General features: G+C 72.0%; 27 protein-coding genes. 13 read left to right on the top strand and 14 right to left on the bottom strand.

Features of this window, described 5'->3' with window-relative positions; genetic code table 11:
* Nucleotides 1–107 precede the first annotated feature (107 nt).
* From ACZ4K2_RS17320 to ACZ4K2_RS17300, 5 genes are all read left to right on the top strand, one after another.
* Nucleotides 108–1,514, top strand: a complete 1,407-nt coding sequence (locus ACZ4K2_RS17320; RefSeq protein ID WP_467473590.1) for a family 2B encapsulin nanocompartment shell protein — start codon at nt 108–110, stop codon at nt 1,512–1,514.
* Between the two features lie 112 nt (nt 1,515–1,626).
* Nucleotides 1,627–2,766 (top strand): family 2 encapsulin nanocompartment cargo protein polyprenyl transferase, encoded by a 1,140-nt coding sequence (locus ACZ4K2_RS17315; RefSeq protein WP_467473588.1) that lies wholly within the window; start codon nt 1,627–1,629, stop codon nt 2,764–2,766.
* Between the two features lie 614 nt (nt 2,767–3,380).
* Entirely contained in the window at nt 3,381–3,965 is a 585-nt protein-coding gene (locus ACZ4K2_RS17310; RefSeq protein WP_467473587.1) for a dihydrofolate reductase family protein, read from the top strand.
* 26 nt (nt 3,966–3,991) lie between these two features.
* Nucleotides 3,992–4,279 (top strand): hypothetical protein, encoded by a 288-nt coding sequence (locus ACZ4K2_RS17305; protein WP_467473585.1) that lies wholly within the window; start codon nt 3,992–3,994, stop codon nt 4,277–4,279.
* 9 nt (nt 4,280–4,288) lie between these two features.
* On the top strand, nt 4,289–4,621 hold the full coding sequence (locus ACZ4K2_RS17300) for a DUF952 domain-containing protein (protein WP_467473582.1): 333 nt from the start codon (nt 4,289–4,291) through the stop codon (nt 4,619–4,621).
* A gap of 8 nt (nt 4,622–4,629) precedes the next feature.
* Here the strand turns inward: ACZ4K2_RS17300 and ACZ4K2_RS17295 are convergent, their stop codons facing one another.
* The 3 genes from ACZ4K2_RS17295 to ACZ4K2_RS17285 form a co-directional block, all read right to left on the bottom strand.
* A complete protein-coding gene (locus ACZ4K2_RS17295; protein ID WP_467473580.1) occupies nt 4,630–5,400 on the bottom strand; it encodes a VOC family protein in 771 nt (256 codons plus the stop codon).
* 69 nt (nt 5,401–5,469) lie between these two features.
* Nucleotides 5,470–5,883, bottom strand: a complete 414-nt coding sequence (locus ACZ4K2_RS17290; RefSeq protein ID WP_467473579.1) for a VOC family protein — start codon at nt 5,881–5,883, stop codon at nt 5,470–5,472.
* Between the two features lie 34 nt (nt 5,884–5,917).
* Nucleotides 5,918–6,319 carry a helix-turn-helix transcriptional regulator gene (locus ACZ4K2_RS17285; protein ID WP_467473576.1) on the bottom strand — a complete coding sequence of 134 codons (402 nt, stop codon included), beginning with the start codon at nt 6,317–6,319 and terminating at the stop codon, nt 5,918–5,920.
* A 103-nt stretch (nt 6,320–6,422) separates the two neighbouring features.
* Between ACZ4K2_RS17285 and ACZ4K2_RS17280 the strand changes: the two genes are divergently transcribed.
* The gene (locus ACZ4K2_RS17280) at nt 6,423–7,577 is read left to right on the top strand and encodes an inorganic phosphate transporter (protein ID WP_467473574.1); all 1,155 of its coding nucleotides are present in this window, start codon (nt 6,423–6,425) and stop codon (nt 7,575–7,577) included.
* A gap of 13 nt (nt 7,578–7,590) precedes the next feature.
* The gene (locus tag ACZ4K2_RS17275) at nt 7,591–7,815 is read left to right on the top strand and encodes a hypothetical protein (protein WP_467473572.1); all 225 of its coding nucleotides are present in this window, start codon (nt 7,591–7,593) and stop codon (nt 7,813–7,815) included.
* A 196-nt stretch (nt 7,816–8,011) separates the two neighbouring features.
* Here the strand turns inward: ACZ4K2_RS17275 and sodN are convergent, their stop codons facing one another.
* The gene (gene sodN / locus ACZ4K2_RS17270; RefSeq protein ID WP_004983535.1) at nt 8,012–8,407 is read right to left on the bottom strand and encodes a superoxide dismutase, Ni; all 396 of its coding nucleotides are present in this window, start codon (nt 8,405–8,407) and stop codon (nt 8,012–8,014) included.
* Between the two features lie 144 nt (nt 8,408–8,551).
* Here sodN and sodX point away from each other — a divergent pair, with 144 nt between their 5' ends.
* A complete protein-coding gene (gene sodX / locus ACZ4K2_RS17265; RefSeq protein ID WP_467473569.1) occupies nt 8,552–8,986 on the top strand; it encodes a nickel-type superoxide dismutase maturation protease in 435 nt (144 codons plus the stop codon).
* Here sodX and ACZ4K2_RS17260 read toward each other — a convergent pair.
* A complete protein-coding gene (locus ACZ4K2_RS17260; protein WP_467473567.1) occupies nt 8,890–9,519 on the bottom strand; it encodes a CGNR zinc finger domain-containing protein in 630 nt (209 codons plus the stop codon). The genes sodX and ACZ4K2_RS17260 overlap by 97 nt on opposite strands.
* A 100-nt stretch (nt 9,520–9,619) precedes the next feature.
* Between ACZ4K2_RS17260 and ACZ4K2_RS17255 the strand changes: the two genes are divergently transcribed.
* Entirely contained in the window at nt 9,620–10,378 is a 759-nt protein-coding gene (locus ACZ4K2_RS17255) for a class I SAM-dependent methyltransferase (protein WP_467473565.1), read from the top strand.
* A gap of 95 nt (nt 10,379–10,473) precedes the next feature.
* Here ACZ4K2_RS17255 and ACZ4K2_RS17250 read toward each other — a convergent pair whose 3' ends face one another.
* The 3 genes from ACZ4K2_RS17250 to ACZ4K2_RS17240 are packed head-to-tail and all read right to left on the bottom strand — an operon-like array spanning nt 10,474 to nt 13,208.
* Entirely contained in the window at nt 10,474–11,280 is an 807-nt protein-coding gene (locus ACZ4K2_RS17250; RefSeq protein ID WP_467473563.1) for an amino acid ABC transporter ATP-binding protein, read from the bottom strand.
* A complete protein-coding gene (locus ACZ4K2_RS17245; protein WP_467473562.1) occupies nt 11,277–12,212 on the bottom strand; it encodes an amino acid ABC transporter permease in 936 nt (311 codons plus the stop codon). Before ACZ4K2_RS17245 ends, ACZ4K2_RS17250 begins: the two co-directional genes overlap by 4 nt.
* Before the next feature lie 39 nt (nt 12,213–12,251).
* Nucleotides 12,252–13,208 (bottom strand): ABC transporter substrate-binding protein, encoded by a 957-nt coding sequence (locus ACZ4K2_RS17240; protein ID WP_467473560.1) that lies wholly within the window; start codon nt 13,206–13,208, stop codon nt 12,252–12,254.
* 546 nt (nt 13,209–13,754) lie between these two features.
* On the opposite strand from ACZ4K2_RS17240, the gene ACZ4K2_RS17235 reads away from it, so the two are divergent.
* Both ACZ4K2_RS17235 and ACZ4K2_RS17230 read left to right on the top strand, forming a co-directional pair.
* The gene (locus ACZ4K2_RS17235; protein WP_467473557.1) at nt 13,755–14,975 is read left to right on the top strand and encodes an NAD(P)-dependent malic enzyme; all 1,221 of its coding nucleotides are present in this window, start codon (nt 13,755–13,757) and stop codon (nt 14,973–14,975) included.
* 193 nt (nt 14,976–15,168) lie between these two features.
* Entirely contained in the window at nt 15,169–16,134 is a 966-nt protein-coding gene (locus ACZ4K2_RS17230; RefSeq protein WP_467473555.1) for a zinc-binding dehydrogenase, read from the top strand.
* Between the two features lie 106 nt (nt 16,135–16,240).
* On the opposite strand, the gene ACZ4K2_RS17225 is transcribed toward ACZ4K2_RS17230, so the two are convergent.
* Both ACZ4K2_RS17225 and ACZ4K2_RS17220 read right to left on the bottom strand, forming a co-directional pair.
* Nucleotides 16,241–17,293, bottom strand: a complete 1,053-nt coding sequence (locus ACZ4K2_RS17225; RefSeq protein WP_467473553.1) for a PadR family transcriptional regulator — start codon at nt 17,291–17,293, stop codon at nt 16,241–16,243.
* 1 nt (nt 17,294) lies between these two features.
* A complete protein-coding gene (locus tag ACZ4K2_RS17220; RefSeq protein WP_467473551.1) occupies nt 17,295–18,278 on the bottom strand; it encodes a DUF4097 family beta strand repeat-containing protein in 984 nt (327 codons plus the stop codon).
* A gap of 201 nt (nt 18,279–18,479) precedes the next feature.
* On the opposite strand from ACZ4K2_RS17220, the gene ACZ4K2_RS17215 reads away from it, so the two are divergent.
* A complete protein-coding gene (locus ACZ4K2_RS17215) occupies nt 18,480–18,659 on the top strand; it encodes a DUF6104 family protein (protein WP_003992906.1) in 180 nt (59 codons plus the stop codon).
* A 91-nt stretch (nt 18,660–18,750) separates the two neighbouring features.
* Here ACZ4K2_RS17215 and ACZ4K2_RS17210 read toward each other — a convergent pair whose 3' ends face one another.
* The 4 genes from ACZ4K2_RS17210 to ACZ4K2_RS17195 all read right to left on the bottom strand — a co-directional run bounded on the left by ACZ4K2_RS17210 (nt 18,751) and on the right by ACZ4K2_RS17195 (nt 25,531).
* Nucleotides 18,751–22,581 carry a multifunctional oxoglutarate decarboxylase/oxoglutarate dehydrogenase thiamine pyrophosphate-binding subunit/dihydrolipoyllysine-residue succinyltransferase subunit gene (locus ACZ4K2_RS17210; protein ID WP_467473550.1) on the bottom strand — a complete coding sequence of 1,277 codons (3,831 nt, stop codon included), beginning with the start codon at nt 22,579–22,581 and terminating at the stop codon, nt 18,751–18,753.
* 301 nt (nt 22,582–22,882) lie between these two features.
* Nucleotides 22,883–24,007 carry a HAMP domain-containing sensor histidine kinase gene (locus tag ACZ4K2_RS17205; protein ID WP_467473549.1) on the bottom strand — a complete coding sequence of 375 codons (1,125 nt, stop codon included), beginning with the start codon at nt 24,005–24,007 and terminating at the stop codon, nt 22,883–22,885.
* On the bottom strand, nt 24,004–24,741 hold the full coding sequence (locus ACZ4K2_RS17200; RefSeq protein ID WP_467473547.1) for a response regulator transcription factor: 738 nt from the start codon (nt 24,739–24,741) through the stop codon (nt 24,004–24,006). The genes ACZ4K2_RS17205 and ACZ4K2_RS17200 overlap by 4 nt, the downstream gene beginning before the upstream one ends.
* A 112-nt stretch (nt 24,742–24,853) precedes the next feature.
* A complete protein-coding gene (locus tag ACZ4K2_RS17195) occupies nt 24,854–25,531 on the bottom strand; it encodes a spermine/spermidine synthase domain-containing protein (protein WP_467473546.1) in 678 nt (225 codons plus the stop codon).
* Nucleotides 25,532–25,722: 191 nt separating this feature from the next.
* Between ACZ4K2_RS17195 and ACZ4K2_RS17190 the strand changes: the two genes are divergently transcribed.
* Entirely contained in the window at nt 25,723–26,559 is an 837-nt protein-coding gene (locus ACZ4K2_RS17190) for a rhomboid-like protein (RefSeq protein ID WP_467473544.1), read from the top strand.
* The last annotated feature ends 244 nt before the right edge of the window (nt 26,560–26,803 follow it).

Below are 26,803 nucleotides of genomic sequence, written 5' to 3'. Positions count from 1 at the left end.
CCTCTTTCGGGTAATGGCGCGCGCACGCACGGTGCTGGGAGGCTCGGATGCGAGACCGGTGCCCGCGGCAAGCTCGGCATCGGGCAGAGACGGGAGGGCATTTCCATATGTCGGTAGGCGAAGAGGTCCGCACGGATCAGGGCAAGCCGCAGCAGTCCCTCGGGACGGCGGCAGCGCGGAACCTGGCCACCACCACCAAGTCCGTTCCGCAGATGCAGGAGATCAGCTCCCGCTGGCTGCTGCGCACGCTCCCCTGGGTGGACGTCCAGGGCGGTACGTACCGGGTGAACAGGCGGCTGACCTACGCCGTCGGTGACGGCCGCATCACCTTCGTGAAGACCGGGGACCAGGTGGAGGTCATCCCGGCCGAACTGGGCGAGCTGCCGGCCTTGCGCTCCTACGGGGACGAGGAGGTGCTGACGGAGCTGGCCCGGCGCTGCGGCCAGCGGACCTTCGGGCCCGGTGAGGTGATCGCCGACTTCGGCAACCAGACGAACGAGGTGTACCTGCTCGCCCACGGCCGCGTCGAGAAGGTCGGCACGGGCCCCTACGGTGATGACGCCGTCCTCGGTGTGCTCGCGGACGGCGCCTACTTCGGCGACCAGGCGCTGCTCGACCCGGAGGCCATCTGGGAGTACACCGTCCGCGCGGACACGGCGAGCACGGTGCTGGTCCTCGCCCGCCAGGACTTCGAACAGGTCGCGGAGCGCTCCGACTCGCTGCGCACGCACCTCGAACAGCTCCGCGCGATCCCCGAGCAACGGACCAACAAGTACGGCGAGAAGGCGGTCGAGCTGGCGGCCGGCCACTCCGGCGAGCCCGACATCCCGCACACCTTCGTGGACTACGAGCCGCGGCCCCGCGAGTACGAACTGAGCATCGCCCAGACCGTCCTGCGCATCCACTCGCGCGTGGCCGACCTGTACAACCAGCCGATGAACCAGACCGAGCAGCAGCTGCGGCTCACGGTCGAGGCGCTGAAGGAGCGCCAGGAGCACGAGCTGGTCAACAACCCGGAGTTCGGCCTGCTCAGCAACTGCGAGTACGACCAGCGGATCCAGCCGCACGACGGTGTGCCGAGCCCGGACGACCTCGACGAGCTGCTCAGCCGCCGCCGGGGCACCAAGCTGCTCCTCGCCCACCCGCGTGCCGTCGCGGCGATCGGACGCGAGCTGAACAAGCGGGGCCTGGTGCCGGAGACCATCGACATCTCCGGCAACCGCATCCCCACCTGGCGCGGGGTGCCGATCTACCCGTGCAACAAGATCCCGATCAGCGAGGCCCGGACGACCTCCGTCATCGCCATGCGTACCGGCGAGTCCGAGCAGGGTGTCATCGGCCTGCGGCAGTCCGGCCTGCCGGACGAGATCGAGCCGAGCCTGTCCGTGCGGTTCATGGGCATCAACGAGCAGGCGATCATCAAGTACCTGGTGACGGCGTACTACTCGGCCGCGGTCCTCGTGCCCGACGCCCTCGGTGTGCTGGAGAACGTCGAGATCGGCCGGTGGAGGTGACGTCTCCGCACGTCGCGGCCGTGTCCCCGTCCACCGGGGCGGGTAGGTCCTCGGGACACACGTCCGGCCGGGCCGGTGACGCCGGCCCGCGCGGACCCGGCGAGGGGGAGGCATGGCCGAGTTCATGACGGAGACCGAGGAGCGTTCCCCCGGTGCGTCGCACGCCGTCGCACCGAGGAGACCGAGGGAGGGGAGCGGGGACACCGTCGGCGGCCCGCTCGACGGGCAGGAGGCGGCGGCGCTGCTGGAGCGCACCCGGGCCTTGGTGGACCCGGAGCTGCGTGCGGCGATCGAGTCGCTGCCGGGGGCGATGCGGCGGGTCGGGCTCTACCACTTCGGCTGGCAGCAGGCCGACGGCACACCGGCCGCGGGCAACGCGGGCAAGGCGATACGCCCGGCGCTCGTGCTGGCGGCCGCCACCGCGCTCGGCGGTCCGGCAGCACGGGCGGCCGCGGTCCGGGCGGCGGCGGCGGTCGAACTGGTCCACAACTTCACGCTGTTGCACGACGACGTGATGGACCGGGACACCACCCGCAGACACCGGCCGACGGCCTGGACGGTGTTCGGGATCCCCGACGCGATCCTCGGCGGGGACGCACTCCAGGCGCTGGCCCTGCGGCTGCTCGCCGAGGACCCGCACCCGGCGTCCGCGCCGGCCGCGGCCCGGCTCGCGGCCTGTGTCATGGAGCTGTGCGAGGGGCAGCACGTGGACACCGATCTGGAGCGCCGGTCGCCGGACGCGGTCACCCTGGACGAGGTGCTCGCCATGGCCGAGGCCAAGACCGGTGCCCTGCTGGGCTGTGCCTGCGCGCTCGGGGCGCTGTACGCGGGCGCCGGTGCCGAGGACGTGGCCGCGCTCGACGGTTTCGGCCGCCAGGCCGGGCTGGCCTTCCAGCTGATCGACGACGTCATCGGCATATGGGGCGACCCGCGGCAGACCGGCAAGCCGGCCGGCGCGGATCTCGTCGCCCGCAAGAAGTCCCTCCCGGTGGTGGCGGCGCTGACCTCCGGCGCCCCGGCGGCGGCCGAGCTGGCCGCGCTGTACGGGAAGCCGTACAGCGCCGAGGAGTCCGGGGAGATCGCGCGTACGACCCTGGCGGTGGAGCGGGCCGGGGGCCGGGACTGGGCGCAGGCCGAGGCGGTCGACCGCATGGCGCGCGCCATGCAGGAGCTGGCCCGCGCCGTGCCCGATCCGGAGGCGGCGGGCGGCCTGCTGGCACTCGCCGAGTTCGTCACCCGCCGGACCAGCTGAACCTGCCGGAACAGCGAGACCACCGGAAGAGCCGAGCTCGCCGGAGCAGCGAGGACACCGGACCATCCGAGACCACCGGACCATCCGAGACACCGATCCAGTCCGGATCACCGAACCGATCGACACCAGGCGGACCGACCGAGGCCGCTGGACAGCCAGACCGCCCGGTCTGCCGGGCGGGTCGGCCAAGCCGAGGCCGCCCGGGCCGCCGAGGCTGCCGGTTCCGTCTGCCTCGCCCCTCGCCTCGGCAGCCTCGGCCCTGCCCCGGCTTGCCGGTCCCGCCGGCGTCGCCTCGGCCGATGACCGCGGCTCACCGGTTCCGCCGACGCCGGCGGTACCGCCGCGGTCGTCGCCCCGGTGGCCGGGGAGAACCCGGAGTCCCGGGTCCGTGCGGCTCCTGACCCCGCGCGGTGCCCCGGGGCTCCGGTCAGACGGTCCCCGCACATACCCACAGTGTGCGGGGCCGTCGTTTTCGAGCCCGTCCGCGAAAGACCCCCTGCATCACGACCCCTTGGATCACGACAGTTGGAGTACTACAAATGAACCACTACGGTTGTAGCGGTCACTGCCGGGAGTGTCCCGGCCGTTCTCCACCACGGCGAAAAGAGATCAGCTTGCGCAAGCTCGTGTACGTCGTCGCCTGCTCGCTCGACGGCTTCATCGGCGACGAGCACGGGGACGCCTCGGCGATGTTCGGCTTCCTGGACGAGGAGTACGTCGAGTTCCTCAAGGCCGAACTGCCGGACACCCTGCCCACCCCCAGCCGCAAGGCGTTCGGCATCGACCACGTGGCCAACAAGCGGTTCGACACGATCGTCCAGGGCCGGGCCAGCTACGAGTTGGCCCTGCGGGAGGGCATCACCAGCCCCTACGGCCACCTGCGCGAATACGTCGCCTCGCGCACCCTCGGCACCTCGCCCGACCCGAACGTGGAGGTCATCGGCGACGACCTCGCCGGCCGGGTCCGCGCGCTCAAGGCGGAGGAGGGCGGGCTGGACATCTTCCTGTGCGGAGGCTCGGAGGTCGCCGGGGCGCTGCTCGACGACATCGACGAACTCGTCATCAAGACCTACCCCCTCGTCTACGGCAAGGGGATGCCGATGTTCGCCACCGGGCTGGACCTCAAGGAGTTCACCCTCGGCTCCCTGCGCACCTTCGGCAACGGCGCCCTGGTGCGGACGTACGGCAGGAAGCGCTGAGGCCGGCGTCCCTCTACCCTGAATGCATGGGCAGCGAGCAGTCCGTCTGTCCCGTCTGCGGACAGCCGGTCGACACGGTGGTCAAGCGGCACAAGACGCTGGGCGCATGGGTGCCGGTCTGGGGCCCCGGCCCCTGCCGCGACCCGGACTGCGGGGCCGGCACCGGACGGCCCGGCGCCACCACCGGACCGCGGCGGGCCGCCGGCCCCGGCCGCTCCGAGGACACACGGGCCCGGCCGGGGGACAGCGGCCCGGAGGAGCGCACGGCGGCCGGTACGGACGACGACGCACCCCGGGCGGCCGGGGCACCGTAACGTGGGCGCATGCCGAAGCTGCCGTACATCCTGCACATCACCGAGCGTTCCCTGTGGGAAGCGGCGCGCGGGCGCGGCACCTACGAGTGGTCCACCCGGGGCCGCACCCTCCAGGAGGAGGGCTTCATCCACTTCTCCAGCCGCGAGCAGCTCCCGCGCGTCGCCGACTTCCTCTACGGCGGCTACGACGGCCCGGACGAACTGGTCGTCCTGGTGGTGGACCCGGCCCTGACCGGGGCGCCGGTGCGGTACGAGTCCGCCGAGCCGGGCGGGCAGGAGTTCCCGCACGTGTACGGCCCCGTCCCGGTGGAGGCCGTGGTGGACGTCGAGCCCTGGGAGTAGGCGGCGGTCTACCCGGCGTGGGCACCGGCCGCGGTGTCCGGCCCGGCGGCGTCCGGCAGCCCGCCCGTCTCCGGGTCGCGGCCCGTCAGGCAGTACGTGCCGCCGGCCGGATCGCGCAGCACCGTCCAGTGGGCGTGCTCGCCCACCATGACGGCGCCCAGCTCCTCGTGGCGCGCGCGGGTGGCGGCGATGTCGGCGCAGGCCAGGTCGAGATGGGCACCCGCCGGGCGCTCCTCGTCCAGCCGCTGGAGCAGCAGCCGCGCCGGCAGGCCCGCGGGAGCCGTCAGCACGGCGAACTCCGGCCGGGAGCCGTCCTGTTGCCGCCACCCGGTCAGCTCCCCCCAGAAGGCGCGCTCGGCGTCGTACCGGGACGGCGGGATGTCCAGGCACACCTGGTCCAGGCGGCTGCCGGACACCACCGGCGGCCGTACCGACTCCCCGCTCCAGGGGACGGCGCAGAACGGCACGCCCGCGGGTGAACGCAGGACGGTCCAGTCGCCGTGGTCCGCCACGAGCCCGGCGCCGAGCCGGCGGGCGAGTGCGGTCAGCTCCGGCACGTCCCGCGTGCACAGGTCGATGTGGGCGCCGCCGTCGCCCGCGCGGACGCCCTGGAGCTTCACGGCCGGGTCCGCCCCCGCGGGCAGCAGTGTCACGAACTCGCCGTCCTCGCCGCGGAACGCGGACAGCCGGGTGCCGGTCACCGCCGTCCAGAAGTCGCACGCGGCGGCGAGGCGGTCGGCGGGCCGGTCGGCGAAGAGGTACGTCCAGCGGATCAGCATGCGGGGAGTGTAGGCCGGGCGCGCGCGAGTACGCCGGGAACGCCGAACGGGCACCGGGCGGCCGGGAGTTCAGTCCGCGGGACGTTCCAGGAAGCGGAGCTGGTTGCCCGCCGGGTCGCGGAAGGCGCAGTCGCGCACCCCGTACGGCTGGTCCGTCGGCTCCTGGAGGACGTCGGCGCCGGACTCCCGCACCCGCTCGTACAGCGCGTCGCAGTCGGGGGTGGTGAAGATGACCCCGCGCAACAGGCCCTTGGCGAGCAGTTCGTTGAGCGCCTGTTTGTCCGCCGGGGAGGCGTCCGGGCTCGCGTCCGGCGGCTCCAGGACGATCTCCACGTCCTGGAGCGGGGAACCGAGGGTCACCCAGCGCATCCCCTCGAACCCCACGTCGTTGCGGACTTCCAGACCGAGCACATCGCGGTAGAAGGCGATGGCCTTGTCGTGGTCGTCCACCGCGATGAAACACTGCGCGAGCTTCACGTCCATGCCCTCACCCTAGATCCGGCGGGCGTGCCCCGCCTCAGTACGGGCGGCGGCGCGGCCGGGTCAGCCTGCGCGCCACGCAGGACGGGATCACCGCGCTCTCCTCGTGGTCCCGGGCGCGGTAGGCACTCGGCGTCTGTCCGACCAGCTCGGTGAACCGGGAGCTGAAGGACCCGAGCGAGGTGCAGCCGACGGCGATGCACACCTCGGTGACGCTGAGGTCGCCCCGGCGCAGCAGCGACTTGGCCCGCTCGATCCGGCGGGTCATCAGATAGCTGTACGGCGTCTCCCCGAACGCCTTGCGGAAGCTGCGCTGGAAGTGGCCCGGGGACATCAGGGCGTCACGGGCCAGGGCGGTCATGTCGAGCGGTTCGGCGTACTCGCGGTCCATGCGGTCCCGTACGCGCCGCAGCCGTCTCAGGTCCTCCAGGGCGGTCATCCGGCCAGCTTCGCACAGGCGCACACGACAGGGCCCCGCGAGTTCGACGGAGCGTTCTCCTCCAGTTATCCGGACATTGGCCTGCCCTTGCTTGCCTGGGGGGATGGACCACATCACGTTCCTCGTGGCGGTCGTCATCGTCACGGCACTGGCCTTCGACTTCACGAACGGGTTCCACGACACCGCGAACGCGATGGCCACCTCCATCGCCACCGGCGCGCTCACACCCAGAACCGCGGTCCTGGTCAGCGGTGTCCTCAACGTCGCCGGCGCGTTCCTGTCCACCGAGGTGGCCAGGACCATCTCCGGCGGGATCGTGGACGACACGCTGGTCACTCCCGGCATGATCTTCGCGGGCCTGGTCGGCGCGATCCTGTGGAACCTGGTCACCTGGCTCGCCGGGCTCCCCTCCAGTTCCTCGCACGCCCTGTTCGGCGGGCTCGTCGGCGCGGTCTGGGCCGGTGCGGGCTCCCGGGGCGTGCACTTCGGCAAGGTCGTCGAGAAGGTGCTGATACCTGCGGTGGTCTCCCCGGTCGTCGCCGGCCTCGCGGCCCTGCTCGCCACCTACCTCGCCTACCGGATCACCGCCCGTGCCCGCCGGGACGCGGTGACGAAGGGCTTCCGCCTGGGCCAGATCGCGTCCGCCTCCCTGGTCTCGCTCGCGCACGGCACAAACGACGCGCAGAAGACCATGGGCGTGATCACGCTGACCCTGGTCTCGGCGGGCGCGCTGGGCCATGACGCCGGCCCGCCGGTCTGGGTGATCGCCGCGGCCGGGCTCGCCATCGGCCTCGGCACCTACCTGGGCGGCTGGCGGATCATCCGCACCATGGGCAAGGGTCTGGCGGAGATCCGGTCGCCGCAGGGCTTCGCCGCGGAGACGGCGTCCACGGCCGTGATCCTCACCTCCGCCCACCTCGGGTTCGCGCTGTCCACCACGCAGGTCGCCTCGGGCAGCATCCTCGGCGCCGGCCTCGGCCGCCGGCTCGCCGAGGTCCGCTGGGGCGTGGCCGGACGGATGGCCGTGGCCTGGCTGGTCACGCTGCCCGCCGCCGCGCTCGTCGGCGGGCTCGCGGCGAGCGTGGTCGAGCACGGCGGGAACGCCGGCACGGTCGTCATCGCCCTGGTGGCGCTGGCCGTCGCGGCGGCCGTCGTGGCGGCCTCCCGGCGCAATCCGGTGCGCGCCGACAACGTCAACGACCACCCCGAGGTCACCCTCCGAACCCCCGAGCCGGCCGGCGCCGGCCCGGCCGCCTGAACGGGAGCGTCCCATGCATGTCGACTGGTCCGCCCTCGGCCGCGTCGCCGCGGTCAGCCTCGGCGCCACGGTCGCCGTGGTCACCGTCTTCGCGCTCGGCGTCCTCGGCCTGTCCCGCGCCGGCACCGGCCGCGGCGCCGCGTCGGCCGCCGGCCGGGCCCAGGCGGGGCTGTGCTTCCTGGCCTGCGCGGCGGTGGTGGCGTACGGGATCCACCTGATCGTGCCGCGCTTCCACTGATCCGGACGAAGGGACGGGACGACACCTCCGACCCCGCTGACGACGACCCCCGCGTCGGCGGCGCGGCGGCGGGCCTGCTGGAGGCCGGCGAGGACGACCGGGAGGAACGGCAGGTGAGACGGGAAGGGTGTGCTCCGGGCAGAATGCGCACTGCCCGCCCGGTAAGCCGGGCGGGCAGGTCGCGAACGCCTTGGAGTCAGGCCTTCTTGGTCTCCCAGAAGATCTTGTCGATCTGGGCGATGTAGTCGAGCGCCTTCTGGCCCGTCGCCGGGTCGGTGGACGCCTTGGCGGCCGAGAGGGCCTTCAGGGTGTCGTTGACGAGCTGGTGCAGCTCCGGGTACTTCTCGAAGTGCGGGGGCTTGAAGTAGTCGCTCCAGAGGACGGAGACGTGGTGCTTCGCGAGCTCCGCGCGCTGCTCCTTGATGACGGTGGCGCGCGCCTGGAAGTGGGGGTCGTCGTTGCCGGCCATCTTCTCCTGGACGGCCTTCACCGACTCCGCCTCGATGCGGGCCTGGGCCGGGTCGTACACGCCGCAGGGCAGGTCGCAGTGGGCGCTGACCTTGACCTTGGGGGCAAACAGGCGGGAAAGCATGCAGCATTCCTTCCTCGTGATCGTCTTCTCAGGTGCGACATTACTCCCTGAGGAACGCGATTTCTCGGCCGCCCCCTAGGGCTTAGGACAAAAGTCCAGGGTGAGACTGAGACTGGTGGAGGAACGGACCGGGGAGGTGCCGGGATGCCGGAGCTGTCGCAGGAGACCGAGCGGGGGAAGGCCGGGGCCCCCTTCGGGCTGGCCGAGGTGACGGGCCCGTCCATGGTGCCCACGCTGCACCACGGGGACCGGCTGGTGGTGCGGTACGGGGGCGTGGTCGGGCCCGGTGACGTGGTGGTCCTGCGCCATCCGTTCCAGCAGGACCTGCTGGTCGTCAAGCGTGCCGTCGAGCGGCGCGAGGGCGGCTGGTGGGTGCTGGGGGACAACCCGTACGCGGGCGGGGACAGCACGGACTACGGCGTGGTGCCCGAGGAGCTGATCCTCGGCAGGGCGTGGTTCCGGTTCCGCCCGGTCCGGGCCGATCAGCGCTCGCCGCTCGCGCTGCTGCGCTGGGCGCTCTCGGCGGCCCGGCCGCTGCTGTCGGACCGGTCCGCCTCCAGGCGCTTGCGGGCCCGGTAGGCGGCCACGTTGGCGCGGGTGGCGCAGCGGTCCGAGCAGTAGCGCCGGGAGCGGTTGGTGGAGGTGTCCAGGTAGGCGTTGCGGCACGGGGGCGCCTCGCACAGGCCGAGGCGGTCGACGCCGTACTCGGTGAGGTGGAAGGCGAGGCCCATCGCCGCTATGGCCGCGTAGCCGGCGGTCGCGTTGGACGGGTGGTCAGCCAGGTGCATGTGCCACAGGGGCCGGCCGTCCTCGTCCCGGATGTCGTGCCCGGAGATCTGCGGGCTGACCGGGAACTCCAGCAGCAGTGAGTTCAGCAGGTCCACGGCCAGCGTCTCGTCGCCCTGGTCGGCGGCCTCGAAGACCGCGCGCAGCCGGGCCCGGACCGAGCGGAACCGGGTGACGTCCGCGTCCGTGGCGCGGCGGGCGGCCGACGCGTTGACGCCGAAGAGCTCGCGGACGGCCTCGACCGTGGTCAGGGCGTCCTTGCCCCGGGCCGGTTCCTCGCTGTTCACGAGGCGGACCGCGTAATCCGAGTAATAGGCCAGTTCCACTTGTAGTCCTTACGGGGGCGTCTTATTGTCGTGCCTGCGGCCGGGTAACAGCCCGTCGTGCTGTAAGGGTATTACGCATAGCGAAGGGAGTCCGTGCTCCATGACCACCAGCACCGGAACCGACTGGGCCGCCTGGCAGGAGAGCTGGGACCGGCAGCAGGAGTGGTACATGCCGGACCGCGAGGAGCGGTTCACGATCATGCTCGACATGGTGGAGGCGCTCGTCGGCACGGCCCCGCGGGTCCTCGACCTCGCCTGCGGCACCGGCAGCATCACCGCCCGGCTGCTGCGCCGCCTCCCCGGGGCCACCAGCACTGGCGTCGACCTCGATCCCGCGCTGCTCGCCATCGCCGAGGGCACCTTCGAGGGCGACGACCGCGTCTCCTTCGTCACCGCCGACCTCTTGGACCCCGACTGGCGGGCCCGGCTGCCGTACGACTCCTACGACGCCGTCCTGACCGCCACCGCCCTGCACTGGCTGCACACCGAACCCCTCGCGGCCCTCTACGGTCAGGTCGCGGAGCTGGTCCGCGACGGCGGTGTCTTCATGAACGCGGACCACATGATCGACGAGAGCACGCCCCGGATCAACGCGGCCGAGCGCGCCCGGCGGCACGCCCGCATGGATCAGGCCAAGGGGGAGGGCGCGCTGGACTGGGCCGAGTGGTGGCGGGTGGCGGCGGAGGACCCGGTCCTCGCCGGACCGACCGCCCGGCGCTTCGAGATCTACGGCGAACACGCCGACGGGGACACGCCCTCGGCGGCCTGGCACGCGCGCGTGCTGCGCGAACAGGGCTTCGCCGAGGCCCGGCCCGTGTGGTGCTCGCCGTCGGACACGCTGCTGCTGGCCCTGAAGTAGGCCCGGGGCCCGCCCCCCCGGGGCGGCCGACGGGAAAGGGGCCCCGCCGCACCGGCCGGTGCGGCGGGGCCCCTCGTCGTCCCGGCCGGGGCCGGTTACAGCACCTTCGACAGGAACGACTGCGTCCGCTCGTGCCGCGGGTTCGTCAGCACGTCCCGCGGGTGGCCGGATTCGACCACCACACCGCCGTCCATGAACACCAGGCTGTCGCCCACCTCGCGGGCGAAGCCCATCTCGTGGGTGACGACGACCATGGTCATGCCGGACTCGGCGAGGTCCCGCATGACGTCCAGGACGTCACCGACCAGCTCCGGGTCCAGGGCCGAGGTCGGCTCGTCGAACAGCATCAGCTTCGGGTCCATCGCCAGGGCCCGGGCGATCGCCACGCGCTGCTGCTGGCCGCCGGAGAGCTGCGAGGGGTAGTGGCCGGCCCGGTCGCCGAGGCCGACGCGGTCCAGCAGCTGCATGGCGCGCTCCCTGGCCTGCGTCCTGTTCACGCCCCTCACCTGCACCGGCGCCTCCATGACGTTCTCCACGGCCGTCATGTGCGGGAACAGGTTGAAGCGCTGGAAGACCATGCCGATGTCGCGCCGCTTCATGGCGACCTCGCGGTCGCGCAGCTCGTACAGCTTGTCGCCCTGCTGGCGGTAGCCGACCAGCTCGCCGTCGACGTACAGCCGCCCGGCGTTGATCTTCTCCAGGTGGTTGATGCACCGCAGGAAGGTCGACTTGCCGGAGCCGGAGGGGCCGATGAGGCAGAACACCTCGCCCGGCTTCACCTCCAGGTCGATGCCCTTCAGCACCTCGACGTGGCCGAAGGACTTGTGCACGCCCTGCGCCCTGACCATCGGGACGCCGTCCACGGCCGGGGTGTCCTGCGTCTTGTTCAGCTTGTCGGTCATGCCATGCCTCCCTTGGGCCGGCCCAGGGAGAACATGCCGGCCCTGACCTTCTGCCACGGCGTCGGCGGCAACTGGCGGCTGGAGCCGCGGGCGTAGTACCGCTCGATGTAGTACTGGCCGACGCTCAGCACCGAGGTCATGATCAGGTACCAGGCCGCGGCGAGGAAGTACATCTCCACCGGTGCGCCCGAGTTCTGGCCGATGTCCTGGGCGTAGCGGAACAGCTCGGGATACTGGACGGCCGCCACCAGCGAGGTCGTCTTCAGCATGTTGATCACTTCGTTGCCCGTGGGCGGCACGATCACGCGCATCGCCTGCGGGACCACCACCCGGCGCAGCGTCTTGGCGTGGCTCATGCCGAGCGCGTGGGCCGCCTCGGTCTGGCCCTCGTCCACCGCGAGCAGGCCGGCCCGGCAGATCTCCGCCATGTACGCCGCCTCGTTCAGACCCAGGCCGAGCAGCGCCGTCAGCAGCGGCGTCATGAAGCTCGACCAGTAGTCCTTGTAGAACGGCATCAGGTTGATGTACTCGAAGACCAGGCCCAGGTTGAACCAGAGGAAGAGCTGGACCAGGACCGGGGTGCCGCGGAAGAACCAGATGTAGAACCAGGCGATCGACGAGGTCACCGGGTTCTTCGACAGCCGCATCACCGCGAGCAGGATGCCGCCGACGATGCCGATCAGCATCGACAGGACCGTCAGCAGGAGGGTCTTGCCGACACCGGTCATGATCCGGTCGTCGAAGAAGTAGTCGGGGACCGCGTGCCAGTTGATCCTGCCCTGGCCGAACGCGTAGACGATCGCGACGAGGACCGCGATCGCGATGACGGCGGCGACGTAACGCCCGTAGTGCCGCACCGGGATGGCCTTGACGGCCTCGACGCCGGCCGTGGGCGTGCCCGCCGGCCCCGCCGTCTTGTCTATGTCAGTCACGGATTGTGCCTCTCGGTGGCCGCTGCTGCCGGTCGCGGGTCACTTGCCGCCGTTGATGGCGGACTGCTTGACGGCGCCGTCCTGCGCGCCCCACTTCTCGAGGATCTTCTGGTACTCGCCGTTCTTGATGATCGCGTCCATCGCCGCTTGGAGGGCGTCCCGGAGCCGGGTGTTCCCCTTGGCGACGGCCATGCCGTACGGGGCCGCCTCGACCTGCTCGCCGACTATCTCGAAGTCCTTGCCGCCGCCGGAGGTCTTCACCGCGTACGCCGCGACGGGGAAGTCGGCGGACACGGCGTCCGCGCCGCCCGAGCGCAGCCGGGTCTGGGCCTGCTCGTTGTCGTCGAAGGCCTCGATGGCGAGCTTCTTGCCGCCGGGACACTTCTTGGCCTGCTGCCTGGCCAGCTCGTCCGAGGTGGTGCCGCGCTGCACGGCGAGCTTCTTGCCGCACAGGTCGTCCCACGTCTTGATGGACATGGTGTCGCCCTTGCGCGTGTAGATCGAGACACCGGCGGTCAGGTAGTCGACGAAGTCGACGCCCTCGCCGACCTTCTTGCCGGTGCCCGGGTCGATGCCCTCCTGACGGTTCTTGTTGTCCGTCATGGCCGACATCGCCATGTCGTAGCGGTCCGAGCGCAGACCCGTGAGCAGGCCGTCGAAGGTGCCGTTCTCGAAGTCGAACGTCACGCCGAGCTGCTTGCCGAGGGCGTCGGCCAGGTCGGGGTCGAGGCCGACGACCTTGCCCGCGGAGTCCTTGTACTCCACGGGCGCGTACGCGATGTCCGAGCCGACCCGGATCTTGCCCTTGTTCCGGATGTCCTGGGGCAGCTTGTCGGCGAGCGGGGCGCTGCTCGCGCCCGCGCCGGTCTCCTTGTTCTTCTCCTTGGTCTGGTCGCCGCAGCCGGTGAGCAACAGGGCGCCTGCGACCGCGATCGCACCGACCGCGGCCAGAGGGGAGCGCGTGGCGGTGGTACGACGGGTGGAGCTTGCGGTCATCGTGGTTCCTCCGGCTGATGGGAAGAGTTGCCGATGGGTCGACGGAAACACACACCTTCGGGTGCCGCGACCTCGTGGGTTTACGGCATCTTGCCATTCGGACTACGCCATTCAAGGGACTCGCCATGTCAAAATCGGATAACGGGCGGCCCCCGAACCGCATCAGGTCGGTACAACCCCGGTCCATAGCCGCCGGACCATCTGCGGGAATCCGGCACTCCAGCCGGAAAATCTTCGGCGTGTCTCACGATGTGATCAGCCGGGCAGAGGTGTATTCACGCCATTCCGGACCGTCGACCGCGCGTCGCCGCGGTGTCGCCTGCCGGTTCCGGGGTGTGACCTTGGACCTATTGGACTCGTCGCGGGCCCCGTCCGTCCGGTAAGAAGGTTCTTTACACCCCTCATCCGGGGCTCAGGGCGCGTGTGCGGCGCGCCCGTCGTGTACGGCCCCACACGTATCAGCAGTCAGGCCGTACGCGGTGCCCGCCCACCCCTCACCAGGAGTGGTCGACCCTCAAACCATGCATACCTAAGGGGTAAGACAAAGTGGCAGCGGAGATCGTCAATCCTCGCAGCGACAGCAAAGCGGATCAGGAAGGGGCAGAGCCCCTCGATTCCTTCGATCCCGTGTTCGCGCTGCACCGCGGCGGCAAGATGGCCGTGCAGGCCACCGTGCCGGTCCGCGACAAGGACGACCTTTCCCTCGCGTACACGCCCGGCGTCGCGCGCGTGTGCACCGCGATCGCGGAACAGCCGGAGCTGGTCAACGACTACACGTGGAAGTCGTCGGTGGTCGCCGTCGTGACCGACGGTACGGCCGTGCTCGGACTCGGGGACATCGGTCCCCAGGCCTCCCTCCCCGTGATGGAGGGCAAGGCGATCCTGTTCAAGCAGTTCGGCGGCGTCGACGCGGTGCCGATCGCGCTCGACTGCACCGGCGTGGACGAGATCGTCGAGACCGTCGTCCGGCTGGCTCCCTCGTTCGGCGGAGTGAACCTGGAGGACATCTCGGCGCCCCGGTGCTTCGAGATCGAGCGCCGGCTCCAGGAGAGCCTGGACATCCCGGTCTTCCACGACGACCAGCACGGCACGGCCATCGTGACGCTCGCTGCGCTGCGCAACGCGGCCCGGCTGAGCGGCCGTGAGATCGGGCAGCTCCGGGCCGTCATCTCGGGCGCCGGCGCGGCCGGTGTCGCCATCGCCAGGATGCTGGTCGAGGCCGGCATCGGGGACGTGGCGGTGGCGGACCGCAAGGGCGTCGTCTCGGCCGGCCGGGAGGACCTGACCCCGGTCAAGCGCGAGCTGGCCGGTTTCACGAACAAGGCCGGCCTGACCGGCTCGCTGGAGGAGGCCCTGGCGGGCGCCGACGTCTTCATCGGCGTCTCCGGCGGTACGGTCGCGGAGGAGGCCGTCGCCTCCATGGCCGAGGGCGCCTTCGTGTTCGCCATGGCCAACCCGAACCCCGAGGTGCACCCGGAGGTCGCGCACAAGTACGCGGCCGTCGTCGCCACCGGGCGCTCGGACTTCCCGAACCAGATCAACAACGTGCTGGCCTTCCCCGGCATCTTCGCCGGCGCCCTCCAGGTGCGGGCCACGCGCATCACCGAGGGCATGAAGATCGCCGCGGCGGAGGCGCTGGCCGCGGTGGTCGGCGACGACCTCGCCGCCGACTACGTCATCCCCTCGCCGTTCGACGAGCGGGTCGCCCCGGCGGTCACCGCGGCGGTCGCGGCCGCCGCGCGCGCCGAGGGCGTCGCCCGGCGCTGACGTCGTAGCGCGCACGGCCCCGTCCACCCGGGCGGGGCCGTCGTGCTGTCCGCCCCCGCCGGCCGAGGCGCGGCGCGGCCCTTCCCGGGGCGTCGGCGGTGGTCTGCGCCGCACGGGTGCCGTCACGCAAGAGGGCATGTGTCACAGGGCGGACTGGTTCCGCCGGCCGCATCGCGCACCTATCGTCGGCTCCATGTTCGCTGTCTACGCCGCCCGAATCGACCGCGACCAGCCGCTCACCGGCCTCGAGTTGGGGGAGCGTCCGGCTCCCGAGGCCCGTCCCGGCTGGACCACCGTCACCGTGCGGGCCGCTTCCCTCAACCACCACGACCTCTGGTCCCTGCGGGGCGTCGGCCTGCCGCCGGAACGGCTGCCGATGATCCTCGGCTGCGACGCCGCCGGCATCGACGCGGACGGCAACGAGGTCGTCCTGCACTCCGTCATCGGCCAGACCGGCCACGGCGTCGGCCCCGACGAGCCGCGCTCCATCCTCACCGAGCGCTACCAGGGCACCCTCGCCGAGCAGGTCGCGGTCCCGGCCTTCAACGTCCTGCCGAAGCCGAAGGAGCTGTCCTTCGCCGAGGCCGCCTGCCTGCCGACCGCCTGGCTGACGGCGTACCGGATGCTGTTCACCAACGCCGGGGTACGGCCCGGCGACTCGGTCCTCGTGCAGGGCGCGGGCGGCGGTGTCGCGACGGCCGCGATCGTGCTGGGCCGGGCGGCCGGGCTGCGGGTCTTCGCCACCAGCCGGGACGAGGCCAAGCGGAAGCGGGCCGTGGAGCTCGGTGCGGTGGAGGCCGTGGAGCCCGGGGCCCGGCTGCCGCAGCGGGTCGACGCCGTCATCGAGACCGTGGGCGCCGCCACCTGGTCCCACTCGGTGAAGTCCCTGCGGCCCGGCGGCACGCTCGTCATCTCCGGCGCCACCAGCGGCGACCGGCCCTCGCACGCCGAGCTGACCCGCATCTTCTTCCTGGAGCTGAAGGTCGTCGGCTCCACGATGGGCACCAAGGACGAACTGGAGGACCTGCTCTCCTTCTGCGCCGCGACCGGCGTACGGCCCGTCATCGACGAGGAGCTGCCGCTGGACCGGGCCCGCGAGGGCTTCGAGCGGCTGGCGTCCGGCGAGCACTTCGGCAAGATCGTGCTCACCGGCGCCTGAGACCGCCCGGGTCTCTCCCGGCCGCCGGACCGAGGGGCGGGCCCCGACACCGGGCCCGCCTTCCTCCGCCGTGGGCGGTGGGGGACCGGGGCCGGGGCTGCCGGGGTCAGGGCTGCCGGGTCTGGAGGAGGGCCGCGATGCGGGACGCCGCCGTGGACAGGTGGTGGCGGGCCTCGCCGAGCTGGTCCGGGGTGACGCCGTGGTCGCGGGCCGCGTCACGGATGTCGTCCCGGAAGCGGTCCAGGAGCCGGTCCAGGTCGCGGGCCGGGTCACCGGTGGGGGCCTCGTGCGCCCAGGAGGGCTCGTACCCGACGGGGAAGTCCTCCGGGGCGGCGGTGTGCTGCGGCTGTGCGGCCGGCTCCGGCCGGTCCTCCGCGCCGCGGCCGAAACCCCACTCCCGGCCGAGTCCCTTGCCGTAGTCCTTCCCGAAGTCGCCGAACTCCTTGGCCAGCTCGGTCAGGCCCTCGCGGACGCCGGTCGGCCAGTCGCCACGCGTGAAGTGGTCCTGGACGCGGTCCTGCACCCGGCGGGCGATGCGCTGCACCTCCTCCTGGGCCTGGGCCCGCGCCCGCGCCTGCGCCTCCTGCGCCTGGCGCCGGGCCCGCTGGGCCTCCTCGCGCGCCCGCCGGCTCTCGTCCTTGGCGCGCCGGGCCTGCTCCTTCCACTCCTGCTTGGCCCGGCGCATCTCCTCCTTGGCGGCCTTCCACGCCTCCTTGTCGTCCATCTCGCCGTCCCCGAAGGGCGGCTCGCCCCCGGCGGCGCCCGTGCCGCGGCGGGCCTCGGACGCGGCCGCGCGCATCTCACGGCGCAGGTCGCCGGCCGCGCCGCGCACGTCCGCCCTTATCTCGGCGGCGAGTTCCGCGACCGACTCGCGGATCTCCAGCTCCAGGTCGGCCAGCTCGCCGCTGCGGTCGGCCAGTTCGGCGCGGCCCGCGTCCGTGATGGCGTACACCTTGCGGCCGCCCTCGGTGGTGTGCCGGACCAGGCCCTCCGCCTCCAGCTTGGCCAGGCGGGGGTAGACCGTGCCGGCCGAGGGGGCGTACAGCCCCTGGAAGCGCTCCTCCAGGAGCCTGATCACCTCGTAGCCGTGGCGCGGGGCCTCGTCGAGCAGCTTGAGCAGGTAGAGCCGGAGACGGCCGTGGGCGAAGACGGGAGCCATGTCAGAGCACCTTCTTGTCGGTCGTGCCGTCGGCCGGGGCGCCGTCGGCGCCGGTCGGGCCGCTCGCGGGCGGGGTCGCTCCGGACGGCGGGGTGCCCGGCCCGCCGGCACCGGCTCCGGAGGCAGCGGCTCCGGGGGTACCGGCTCCCGGGGCCCGTGGGGGCTCGCCCTCCCCGTCCTCCCGGGGCGGGCGCCGCAGCAGGGCGAGCGAGCCGGAGACCGTGGTGGCCCGGAGCCTGCCGGTGCCCGCGCCGAGCCGGCCGGTGATCTTGTGGGCGCCCCACTGGCCGTGCACCCGCAGTCCGTCGAAGGCGTTGGAGACGGTGCCGCTCGCGGTGTTCGCCTCCACCTCGGCGTCCGCCGGGTGCGGCAGGCGGACGGCGATCTCGCCGGAGACGCTGGTCAGGCCGACGTCCGTGAGGCCGTCCGGGTCCAGGTCGACGATCATCGAGCCGCTGACGGTGTCGGCGCGCACGGCGGGTCCTGAGCCCTCCACCACCGTCAGGTCGCCCGACACCGAGTGGAACGTCAGGTCGCCGGTGACCGCCTGGGCCTCCAGGCTCCCGGAGACGGTGTCCGCGCGGACCGGGCCCGAGACGCCGACCAGGGTGGTGTCACCGGTCACGCCCCGGATCTCCACCGGACCGCTCAGACCCGAGACGACGGCGCCCGCGCCGACCACCCCCACCTCCACGCGGGTGCCGGCGGGGACCGCCAGGGAGACCACGGCGCTGCGCCGCCAGGCCTTGCGGTCCAGCCACTTCAGGAAGCCCTTCCACGGCAGGTCCTCGTACCCCACGACGAGCGTGCCGTCGTGCCGGGTGACCCGCAGGGGAGGGCCGTCGAGCTCCGAGACCTCCAGCCGCGCGGACTCCTCGTCCGTGCCCACGACGTTCACCGCGCCGTTGACGATGCGGACCTGGAGGTCGTGCACGGGCGCGTCGAAGGTCAGCTTCTGGGGTGCGGTGACGGACCACTCGGACATGGAACCTCCTCGGCACGGCCGCGACACGCCATATCGCGTCCTCTCGTAAACACGATATATCGCGGTCGCGGGAAGTCAAGGCCGGCGGCCGGGGCGCGGGGTGTGCGGAGCCGTGGTTCCCGCGGCCGCCGGGCGGTTCCGGGGCGCATAGGCTGGTGGGAGTCATCGCCCGGCTGGACGGAACGCAGGAGACGCACCCTTATGTACTTCACCGACCGCGGTATCGAGGAGTTGGAGAAGCGGCGCGGCGAGGAAGAGGTCACCTTCGAGTGGCTTGCCGAGCAGTTGCGCACCTTCGTCGACCTGAACCCGGACTTCGAGGTGCCCGTGGAACGGCTCGCGACCTGGCTCGCGCGACTCGACGACGAGGACGACGAGTAGGACACCGCCGCCGGGGGCGGACAGCAGGAGGGCCCGGTGCCGAGTGGGAACTCGGCACCGGGCCCTGGTGTCCGTGCGGACCGCCCGGGGTCTACGCTTCGAAGACCTCACGCACCAGCTGCTCCTGCTCGGCCTGGTGGCGCTTGGCGGAGCCCACCGCCGGGGACGAGCCGTGCGGGCGCGAGATGCGCCGCAGCCGCTCGCCGGCCGGGATGTCCGCGCCGACCGCCAGGTCGAGGTGGTCGATCAGGTTGAGCGCGATGAACGGCCAGGCACCCTGGTTCGCCGGCTCCTCCTGCACCCACAGGTACTTCTCGGCGTTCGGGTACTTGTTGACCTCCGCCTGGAGCTCGTCACCCGGCAGCGGGTACAGCCGCTCGATGCGGATGATCGCCGTGTCCGTGGCGCCGCGCTTCTGCCGCTCGGCCTCCAGGTCGTAGTAGACCTTGCCGGCGCAGAAGACGACCCTGCGGACCGCGGCCGGGTCGACCGAGCCGTCGCCGATGACCGGGCGGAACTCGCCGCTCGTGAACTCCTCCGCCTTCGACGCCGCGGCCTTCAGGCGCAGCATCGACTTCGGCGTGAAGACGACCAGCGGCTTGTGGTGCGGGTTGTGCACCTGCCACCGCAGGAGGTGGAAGTAGTTCGACGGCGAGGTCGGCATCGCGACCGTCATGTTGTTCTGCGCGCAGAGCTGGAGGAACCGCTCCGGGCGGGCCGAGGAGTGGTCCGGGCCCTGGCCCTCGTAGCCGTGCGGCAGCAGCAGCGTGACGCCGGAGGTCTGGCCCCACTTCTGCTCGGCCGAGGAGATGAACTCGTCCACGACCGTCTGGGCGCCGTTGACGAAGTCGCCGAACTGCGCCTCCCACATCACGAGCGCGTCCGGGCGGGCCAGCGAGTAGCCGTACTCGAAGCCCATCGCCGCGTACTCGGAGAGCAGGGAGTTGTAGACGGTCAGCCGCGCCTGGTCCTCGGAGAGGTACTGGAGCGGGGTGTACTCCTCGCCGGTCTCCCGGTCGATCAGCACCGCGTGGCGCTGGCCGAAGGTGCCGCGCTGGGAGTCCTGGCCCGCCAGGCGGACCGGGGTGCCCTCCAGCAGCAGGGAGCCGACGGCGAGGGTCTCGCCCATGCCCCAGTCGATCGTGCCGTCCTCGACCATCGCCGCGCGGCGCTGGAGCTGCGGCTGCAGGCGCGGGTGGACGGTGATGTGCTCGGGCACGGTGACCTGGGACTCGGCGATCCGCTTGACGACCTCGGCGGGGATCGCGGTCGGGACCGCGACCGGGAAGCCGTCCTGCGGGGCCTGGACGTCACCGGAGGCCGGCTGCGAGGTGGCCTCGCGGACCTCGGTGAAGACCTTCTCGAGCTGGCCCTGGTAGTCCTGGAGCGCCTGCTCGGCCTCTTCCAGGGTGATGTCGCCGCGACCGATCAGGGACTCGGTGTAGAGCTTGCGCACCGAGCGCTTCTTGTCGATCAGGTCGTACATCAGCGGCTGGGTGAAGGCCGGGTTGTCCGACTCGTTGTGACCGCGGCGGCGGTAGCAGATGAGGTCGATCACCACGTCCTTGTTGAACGCCTGGCGGAACTCGAAGGCGAGCCGCGCCACGCGCACGACGGCCTCCGGGTCGTCGCCGTTCACGTGGAAGATCGGGGCCTCGATCATGCGGGCCACGTCCGTCGCGTACATGGAGGAGCGCGAGGACTCGGGGGCCGCGGTGAAGCCGACCTGGTTGTTGATGACGATGTGGACCGTGCCGCCGGTGCGGTAGCCGCGCAGCTGCGACATGTTCAGGGTCTCGGCCACCACGCCCTGGCCCGCGAAGGCCGCGTCGCCGTGGATCGCCACCGGCAGGACCGTGAAGTCCGTGCCGCCCTTGTTGATGATGTCCTGCTTGGCGCGGGCGACGCCCTCCAGGACCGGGTCGACCGCCTCCAGGTGCGAGGGGTTGGCGACCAGCGAGACCTTGATCTGCTCGCCGTCCAGGCCGGTGAAGGTGCCCTCGGCGCCCAGGTGGTACTTCACGTCGCCGGAGCCGTGCATCGACTTCGGGTCGAGGTTGCCCTCGAACTCGCGGAAGATCTGCGCGTACGACTTGCCGACGATGTTGGCGAGGACGTTCAGGCGGCCGCGGTGGGCCATGCCGATGACGACCTCGTCCAGGCGGGACTCCGCGGCGGAGTCGATCACCGCGTCGAGCAGCGGGATGACGGACTCGCCGCCCTCCAGCGAGAACCGCTTCTGGCCGACGTACTTCGTCTGCAGGAAGGTCTCGAAGGCCTCCGCCGCGTTCAGCCGGCGCAGGATGCGCAGCTGCTCCTCGCGCTCCGGCTTGGAGTGCGGGCGCTCCACGCGGTCCTGGATCCACTTGCGCTGCTTGGGGTCCTGGATGTGCATGAACTCGATGCCGGTGGTGCGGCAGTACGAGTCGCGCAGCACGCCGAGGATGTCGCGCAGCTTCATCATCGACTTGCCGGCGAAGCCGCCGACGGCGAACTCGCGCTCCAGGTCCCACAGGGTGAGGCCGTGCTCGATGATGTCCAGGTCGGGGTGCTTGCGCTGGCGGTACTCCAGCGGGTCGGTGTCGGCCATGACGTGGCCGCGGACCCGGTAGGAGTGGATCAGCTCGAAGACGCGGGCGGCCTTGGTGACGTCGTCGTCGTGCGAGGCGTCGATGTCCCGCAGCCAGCGGACCGGCTCGTAGGGGATGCGCAGGGCCTCGAAGATGTCGTCGTAGAAGCCGTTCTCGCCGAGCAGCAGGTTCGCGACCTGGCGCAGGAACTCGCCGGAGGCGGCGCCCTGGATCACCCGGTGGTCGTAGGTCGACGTGAGCGTCATGACCTTCGAGATGCCGAGCTTGTTCAGGGTGTCCTGGCTGGTGCCCTGGAACTCCGCCGGGTAGTCCATGGCGCCGACGCCCATGATCACGGACTGTCCGGGCATCAGGCGCGGCACGGAGTGGACGGTGCCGAGGCCGCCGGGGTTGGTCAGGGAGACCGTGACGCCGGTGAAGTCGTCCATCGTCAGCTTGCCGTCGCGGGCGCGGCGGACGATGTCCTCGTAGGCCTGCCAGAACTCGAAGAAGTTCAGCGTCTCGGCCTTCTTGATGGCGGCCACGACGAGCTGGCGGTCACCGTTGGGCTTGACCAGGTCGATGGCCAGGCCGAGGTTGACGTGCGGCGGCTTGACCAGGGTCGGCTTGCCGTCCTTCTCGCCGAACGCGTGATTCATCGCCGGCATGGCCTTGATGGCCTGCACCATCGCGAAGCCGATCAGGTGCGTGAAGGAGATCTTCCCGCCCCGGGCGCGCTTGAGGTGGTTGTTGATGACGATGCGGTTGTCGAACAGCAGCTTCACCGGGACCGCGCGGACCGAGGTGGCGGTCGGCAGCTCCAGCGAGGCGTTCATGTTCTTCGCGACGGCCGCGGACGGACCGCGCAGCGTCACGTACTCGGGGCCTTCGGGGGCCTCCGTGGCGGGAGCGGCCTTCGCCGCCGCCTTGGGCCGAGCGGGCGCCTGTGCGGGTTGCGCCGGCTTGGCCGTGGCGGGTGCGGGGGCGGCCTTCGCCGCGGGGGCCGGAGCCGGGGCCGGGGTGGCCGCAGCGGCGGCGGGCTTCGGGGCCGCGGGGGCCGGGGCGGCGGCCTGGGGGGCCGGGGCCGCGGGCTGCGCCTGCGGGGCCGCGGTGGTGGTGTCTGCGGCCCCCGCGGCCGCAGTACCCGCCGGAGCGGGGGTGGCAGGAGCCCCCGGCTTGTAATCGGCGAAGAAGTCCCACCAGGCACGGTCTACCGAATTCGGGTCCTGGAGGTACTGCTGATAGATCTCGTCGACGAGCCACTCGTTCGCACCGAACGCGGCCGCGGGGTTCTTCCCGGCTTGGTCGTCGGTGGAGATGCTCGGTGAGTTACTGGGGGACTGTGGCGACACGGCGGCAACCGCCCTCTTCCGCTTCACAAGGTGATGGACAGCGGGAATAAAGGCTACGCCTCCGGGGCCGGGAAGGTCAGGTCGGGTCCGTTCAACGTCGCGCAAGTCACATCAAAAATCTTGTTTCAGGGCTTGAAATGGCGGGAAACAAGCGTGGTTCCGCACGTGGAAGGAAGCACCGGCGCCGACCCGGCGCGTCCTCGTCCGACGCGTGGCGCGGGCCAGCCCTGATCACACGTGTCGAGCTGCGCCGAAGGGCGGCGGCCGTCGTGGATCTTGCGCTTCCGCTCGGAACTTTACGTCAACTTGAACCGGAAGGCAGACCCGGGAGAGTGATGATGATCCGACAGCCCCGCTCGGATTCGGCCACACCGATCCGGCCGCCGTGGAGGTCCACCGCCCACCGGGCGATGGCCAGTCCGAGGCCCGTGCCGCCGTCGCTGCCCGGGCCGTGCGGACGGGTCACCGCACCGCGGTTGAACCGCTCGAACACCCGGTGCCACTCCGACCGGGGGATGCCGGGCCCCTCGTCCAGGACCTCCAGCGCCAGCGACTCCGGCCGCGGCCCGCGCCGCGCCTTCACCGTGACCCGGCCGTGCGGCGGGCTGTGCTTGACCGCGTTGTCGATCAGGTTGGCGACGACCTGGTGGATCCGCTCGGGGTCCGCGTGCGCGGTCAGCTCCGGCGGCGAGACGTCGAGGTGCAGGTGGACGTCCGCGCGCGTGTGGCTGCCGGAGCCGGAGGCGATGCCGGCGCGCGCGGTGGCGACCATGTTCGCCTCCTTCAGCACGCCCGACAGGTACGGCCACACCTCGAAACGCCGCATCTTCAGCGGGACCACGCCGTTGTCCAGCCGGGACAGGTCCAGCAGCGTCTCCACCAGGCGGCCGAGCCGCTCGGTCTGCTTCAGGGCCGTCCGCATGGTCTCCGGGTCGGCCTCGGTGACCCCGTCGACGATGTTCTCCAGCACCGCGCGCAGCCCCGCGATCGGGGTGCGCAACTCGTGCGAGACGTTCGCCACCAGCTCCTTGCGCTGGATGTCCTGCGCCTCCAGCTCGTCGGCCATGACGTTGATCGTCTGGGCCAGGTCGCCGAGCTCGTCCCGGCGGTTCTCCCGCACCCGGCGCGTGTAGTCGCCCTGGGCGATGGAGCGGGCCACCGTGTTCATCTCGTCCAGCGGCATGGTGAGCGAGTGGGCCACGAACTGGGTGATCAGCAGCGTGGCGATCATCGAGAAGACCGTGATGAAGCGCAGTTCCGTCTTGGTGTGCACCGCGACGATGGACAGTCCGGTCGTGATCAGCACCGCGATGACGACCAGAGCGCCCAGCTTGGTCTTGATCGAGAACGGGCGTACGCCGCCCCAGGGGTCCCCGCCCGGGGTCCCGGGGCTCCTCCGTGCGGTGTGGCGCCCGCCGTCGCTCACGGTGTCGGCGTCTCCAGCGCGTAACCCACACCGTGCACGGTGCGGATCCGCTCGGCGCCGATCTTCCGGCGCAGCGCCTTGATGTGGCTGTCCACCGTGCGGGTGCCGGAGGCGTCGGCCCAGTCCCACACCTCGGCGAGGAGCTGCTCGCGGGAGAGCACCGCGCGCGGGGTGTTCGCCAGGCACACCAGCAGGTCGAACTCGGTGGGCGTCAGGTGGACGTCCTCGGCCTTCACCCGCACCCGGCGCTGCGCGTGGTCGATCTCCAGCTCGCCGAGCCGCAGGATGCCCGAGCGGGGCGTGGAGGCGGCGATCGCCGCCCGCTCCACCCGGCGCAGCAGCACGTGCACGCGGGCCGCCAGCTCCCGCATCGAGAACGGCTTGGTCATGTAGTCGTCCGCGCCGACCCCGAGCCCGACCAGCATGTCCGTCTCGTCGTCCCGCGCCGTCAGCATCAGCACCGGCACCGGCCGCTGGGCCTGCACGCGCCGGCAGACCTCCAGCCCGTCGAAGCCGGGCAGCATGATGTCGAGGATCAGCAGGTCGGGCTGCCACGCCTCGGCCGTGTCGACCGCGGCCGGACCGTCGGCCGCGGTTTGCACCAGGAATCCCTCCGCGCGGAGCCGGGCCGCGATGGCGTCGACGATCGTGGGATCGTCCTCGACGACCAGCACCCGGCGCTGGGCGCCCTGGGTGCTGGTCGCGCCGCTCTGGGAGGTGTGTGTCTGCTCCATCGCCCGCCCCTGTTGTTGCTTTCCGGAATCCGTGGGGTGATCCCATGTCTGCGTCCGACGCACGAAAGATCGGCGTCAGGGCAGCACATTACGGGGACTCACCGCGCTGTCGCTATCCAGGTCGGACGGCGAGGTGGACGGCATCGGGAACGCCCCGGGCAACGGGCACCTCTTCGGTACGCACCTGTCCGAACCCGGCATTCCGCAAGGTTCCTTCGAAATCCGCGGAGGGTCGCGCCGACCACACCGCGAGCACCCCGCCGGGTCTCAACACCCTTGTGCAGGCCGCGAGTCCGGCCGCGGAGTACAGGCCGTCGTTGCCGGCCGTGACCGTCCAGTCGGGGCCGTTGTCGATGTCGAGGCACAGCGCGTCGAACGTGTCCGACGTCTCATTGACGTACGCGACGAGATCCGATTCGACGAGCACGGTACGCGGGTCCGCGAGCGCGGCCGCGGACACCTCGGCCAGCGGTCCGGCCCGGTGCCAGTCGATGACGGCCGGTTCCCGCTCCACCACGGTGATCCGCCCCCACCGGGGGTCGGCCGCGGCGTGTGCGAGCGAGAACCCCACGCCCAGCCCGCCGATCAGCACCTCCGGCGCAGGGCGCCCGTCCAGCGCGTCCCGGGCGGCGTCGACCAGCAGCCGCTCCGAGCGGCCGTCGGAGGTGTCCATCAGGAAGCAGCCGTTGGCGATGATCTGCAGCAGCGGCCCGTGCCTGCGCAGGACCACCTCGCCGTACGGGCCGTCGCGCCGATCCAGGACCACGGGAGTGTCGTACACGGCAGTCATGCCCCCATCCTGCTCGAACACCGCCTGGCGGGCACGGGAATTACGCATGACGTCCACGGACGAGTGGTGCGCGCCGGCGGCGACCGCGAACGGGGGCGGGGGTGCCGCCGATCCGCTCCCGCGTGGCGTCGGTCATGGACAGCGGCCCGCCGAACGCGAAGGGTGGGGCGCGACGGAAGGAGCGCCCCACGGTGGAACGGAGCACGCCGGGCCCCGGCACGGACGCGTCCCCGCCCGTGCCGTCCCCGCCCCCGCCCGGCGGTACGGCCGCCGTCCCGGTGCCGTCCGGCCTGCTGGAAGGGATGCCCCGCCAGCGCGGCACCGCCCTCGCGCCCGCCCCGGACACCGCCCGCGCCCCGCGCCGCGTGCCCGCTCCGGCGCGGGGGGCGCTCCGCCGGTGGCGGCGGCTGCTGCCCACCCCGGCCGGCACGCCGTTCACCTTCGGCTACGCGGCCGTCCTGGCCGTCACCTCCCTGTTCGCGGCTCGGGCCGACGCCGGCCTGGTGCACGCCCTCCAGCAGGGCTCCAGCACGGACGTGGCCCACCTGGCGGGCGCGCCGGTGCCGGTGCTGGTGGCGAGCGCGCTGTGGATCGCGGGCGGGCTCCTCTCGCCGTACAGCGTCGCGTTCCTGCTGGTGCTCACCGCGCTGGAGCGGCGCGCGGGCGGGGTGCGGGCCGCCGGTGTCTTCCTGGCCGGGCACGTCCTGGCCACCCTCGCCACCGAGGGCACCGTGGGGGTGGCGGTCCTGTTCGGCCACCTGCCGGCGTCCTCGCTGCACCGCCTGGACTACGGCATCAGCTTCGGTGTCGCCGCCAGCACCGGCGCCCTGGCCGGCCTGCTCACCCCCTGGCTGCGCCGGCCCCTGCTGGTCCTGACGGGCGGCTCGCTGCTGAGCGGCCTCGTCGCGTCCACGGACCCGCTGACCGACTGGGGCCACCTGATCGCGTTCGCCCTGGGCGTCGCCGGCTGGCCGCTGCTGCGGCGCCGGCGGCCGACGGCGCCGGGGACGCCGCCGGCCGCGCCCTGAACCGGCGCCGGGACACCGGCCGCCCGGAAGTTCCGCACGCGTCCGCGCGTTGTCCCCGTCGTGCCGCGAGCCACCGGGCCGCGCGCCGACCGCGGACCGCGCGGCCCCTCGTCAATCCGCGCCGATGACGCCGGGGTTCCGCCGCCGTTCCGCCGCCGGATCGGTGATCGCTGAGAGCGAACACGGCTGGGGGAACAATCCTCGCCTGCAGAACATTGAGTCGGCATAGCTCAAGTTGACTGCC

Source organism: Streptomyces sp. NPDC025833, assembly GCF_055558055.1.
Note: the sequence above shows the minus strand (reverse complement) of the source record. Positions and strands in the feature narration are given on the sequence as shown.

Bases quoted from the DNA above. Each gene is read 5' to 3' on its own strand.
- ACZ4K2_RS17320 (WP_467473590.1), top strand. From the start codon at position 108: ATGTCGGTAGGCGAAGAGGTCCGCACGGATCAGGGCAAGCCGCAGCAG.
- ACZ4K2_RS17315 (WP_467473588.1), top strand. From the start codon at position 1,627: ATGGCCGAGTTCATGACGGAGACCGAGGAGCGTTCCCCCGGTGCGTCG.
- ACZ4K2_RS17305 (WP_467473585.1), top strand. From the start codon at position 3,992: ATGGGCAGCGAGCAGTCCGTCTGTCCCGTCTGCGGACAGCCGGTCGAC.
- ACZ4K2_RS17300 (WP_467473582.1), top strand. From the start codon at position 4,289: ATGCCGAAGCTGCCGTACATCCTGCACATCACCGAGCGTTCCCTGTGG.
- ACZ4K2_RS17295 (WP_467473580.1), bottom strand. From the start codon at position 5,400: ATGCTGATCCGCTGGACGTACCTCTTCGCCGACCGGCCCGCCGACCGC.
- ACZ4K2_RS17290 (WP_467473579.1), bottom strand. From the start codon at position 5,883: ATGGACGTGAAGCTCGCGCAGTGTTTCATCGCGGTGGACGACCACGAC.
- ACZ4K2_RS17285 (WP_467473576.1), bottom strand. From the start codon at position 6,319: ATGACCGCCCTGGAGGACCTGAGACGGCTGCGGCGCGTACGGGACCGC.
- ACZ4K2_RS17280 (WP_467473574.1), top strand. From the start codon at position 6,423: ATGGACCACATCACGTTCCTCGTGGCGGTCGTCATCGTCACGGCACTG.
- ACZ4K2_RS17275 (WP_467473572.1), top strand. From the start codon at position 7,591: ATGCATGTCGACTGGTCCGCCCTCGGCCGCGTCGCCGCGGTCAGCCTC.
- sodN (WP_004983535.1), bottom strand. From the start codon at position 8,407: ATGCTTTCCCGCCTGTTTGCCCCCAAGGTCAAGGTCAGCGCCCACTGC.
- sodX (WP_467473569.1), top strand. From the start codon at position 8,552: ATGCCGGAGCTGTCGCAGGAGACCGAGCGGGGGAAGGCCGGGGCCCCC.
- ACZ4K2_RS17255 (WP_467473565.1), top strand. From the start codon at position 9,620: ATGACCACCAGCACCGGAACCGACTGGGCCGCCTGGCAGGAGAGCTGG.
- ACZ4K2_RS17250 (WP_467473563.1), bottom strand. From the start codon at position 11,280: ATGACCGACAAGCTGAACAAGACGCAGGACACCCCGGCCGTGGACGGC.
- ACZ4K2_RS17240 (WP_467473560.1), bottom strand. From the start codon at position 13,208: ATGACCGCAAGCTCCACCCGTCGTACCACCGCCACGCGCTCCCCTCTG.
- ACZ4K2_RS17230 (WP_467473555.1), top strand. From the start codon at position 15,169: ATGTTCGCTGTCTACGCCGCCCGAATCGACCGCGACCAGCCGCTCACC.
- ACZ4K2_RS17225 (WP_467473553.1), bottom strand. From the start codon at position 17,293: ATGGCTCCCGTCTTCGCCCACGGCCGTCTCCGGCTCTACCTGCTCAAG.
- ACZ4K2_RS17220 (WP_467473551.1), bottom strand. From the start codon at position 18,278: ATGTCCGAGTGGTCCGTCACCGCACCCCAGAAGCTGACCTTCGACGCG.
- ACZ4K2_RS17215 (WP_003992906.1), top strand. From the start codon at position 18,480: ATGTACTTCACCGACCGCGGTATCGAGGAGTTGGAGAAGCGGCGCGGC.
- ACZ4K2_RS17200 (WP_467473547.1), bottom strand. From the start codon at position 24,741: ATGGAGCAGACACACACCTCCCAGAGCGGCGCGACCAGCACCCAGGGC.
- ACZ4K2_RS17195 (WP_467473546.1), bottom strand. From the start codon at position 25,531: ATGACTGCCGTGTACGACACTCCCGTGGTCCTGGATCGGCGCGACGGC.